Annotated in this window: 2 protein-coding genes and 1 pseudogene; all 3 read right to left on the reverse strand. The window is 39.2% G+C overall.

The window, feature by feature from the left end:
- Positions 1-302: pseudogene (locus A6M55_RS13185) on the reverse strand (acetylxylan esterase); the annotation flags it as partial.
- Between the two features lie 41 nt (positions 303-343).
- Positions 344-688 carry a cupin domain-containing protein gene (locus A6M55_RS13190; RefSeq protein ID WP_064198065.1) on the reverse strand — a complete coding sequence of 115 codons (345 nt, stop codon included), beginning with the start codon at positions 686-688 and terminating at the stop codon, positions 344-346.
- A 100-nt stretch (positions 689-788) separates the two neighbouring features.
- The coding region (locus A6M55_RS13195) for an alpha/beta hydrolase (RefSeq protein ID WP_229235537.1) at positions 789-1,802 on the reverse strand (1,014 nt) is incomplete at its 5' end.

Below are 1,802 nucleotides of genomic sequence, written 5' to 3' on the forward strand. Positions count from 1 at the left end.
GATACATTTTCTACCGAATATCCATTCAAATCTTTTTTGCTATGAATAACAATATTAGTAGGCTTTTTAAATTCATAATTACTCAACTCAGCACCATCTAAGATTCCCTGTTTTATTTCTTGGGCGTGCTTTTGCCATGAAGTTTTATCAGAATATCGTTTAGCAAAATCAGCGTGGAGGTTTTTTGCATCTTCTTCCGTGAAAAATTTACCTTGACAAAGGTCGGGTTTTTCGGGATTGTATTGGGCAAAAGCTAACTGAGCAATCAATAAAAATGTAAGGGTTTGAATAGATGTTTTCATAGTTTTGGTCATTTTAACTCCCCTTTAGGGGTTGGGGGTTGTTATTGGGGTACAAAATCTTCACGCATAGGGTTAAAGACGTCAATCAAAATGCCATCTTCCAAACAAACCGCACCATGAAGAACATTTGAAGGAATAAAATACACATCGCCTTCTTTCAAAATTTTACTTTCTTCAGCAACTGTTATTTCAAAAGCACCGCTTGCCACATAGCTGATTTGTAAATGAGGATGTTTGTGTGTGGTGCCAATTCCACCTTTTTCGAAAGCAACTTTCACGAGCATGATGTCTTCATTATACGACATTATTTTTCGTTTGATTTTTGGGTCAACCACTTCCCAAGGAAGTTCGTCATCGGTGACTAAAGTTTTGTTAAATTGTATCATATCGGTAAAATTCTATTTTATCGGTTTGGATTTTTATCAAACATAGGCTGTTATTGCCTTGGATTTTTGTATTTTGGTGAAATTTGAATAGCTACTAAAATCAAAAAACTTTCTTCAAAAACGTATCAATATACCCAACCGTAGGCTCAAACCAAGGCGAAAGCAAACAGAATGAGTGCGGTGAATTTTCAAATGTATGTACTTCTGAATAAATGCCAAAAGCATTAAGTTTCTTGCGGTAGTCTTCACGGCCAGCGTGCATTCTATCAACGGAGCTATTCAAGAAAAGGGTAGGAGGGGTGTTTTTACCTGCATACGTAAGAGCCGAGCCTTCGTGCCAGAGTTCAGGGTTTTCGTCTTTGCTAAAGCCAAACCAATAGGTAGCAGCTGAGGTACTTTTACGGTCATCGCCCTCTCCCGATTCTGGATGAATGTAAGCCAAGATTCCATCAATATCTACGATGGCGTTTATTTGGCTCGAATGATTTAGATTTCCAAGGCTACCTTCAAACTTAGGCAAATGATTGGTATTGCCAATGAGTGCTGAAAGCTGCCCACCTGCCGAAAAGCCCACGCTGGCTATTTTATTGGTGTCTATGCCGTATTTTTTGGCATTGGCACGAATCCATCTTACGGCTGCTTTTAAATCATGCACGGCAGCAGGGTAAAGAGCTTCAGTTGAAAGACGATATTCGGCCGTAAAAGTCACATAACCTAAAGCTGCCAAGCGTTGAGCCAAAGGAACGTGCTGCGTACGATTGCCTGTACGCCAACCTCCACCATGAATAATCAGTATTGCTGGACGTAGTTTTTTAGACTTCGTTTTTGGGTAGAAAGCATCAAGTTGTAAATCTCTCGTGCCAGTATTAGCATAGACAATGTTTCGTTCTTCGATGACATTTTCTGGTGTTTTTTCGGGTATTAAAGTAGCATTCGGGTGCGTTTTTAGACTGCTTTTCAAGGCACTATAATTACTGTACGAAGTATCTCGAACGTTTGTAATACCTTTCATTGAAGGCATTTTGCTCCAAAAATCTTGGTATTGTGTCAGTAATTTTCCTGAGAATATTTCTTCTTTGGTGTAGGATGAAGCTTCTTTTTCGCTGAGTTGGTG

The sequence above is a fragment of the Emticicia sp. MM genome (assembly GCF_001649495.1).

Bases quoted from the DNA above. Each gene is read 5' to 3' on its own strand.
- A6M55_RS13190 (WP_064198065.1), bottom strand. From the start codon at position 688: ATGATACAATTTAACAAAACTTTAGTCACCGATGACGAACTTCCTTGG.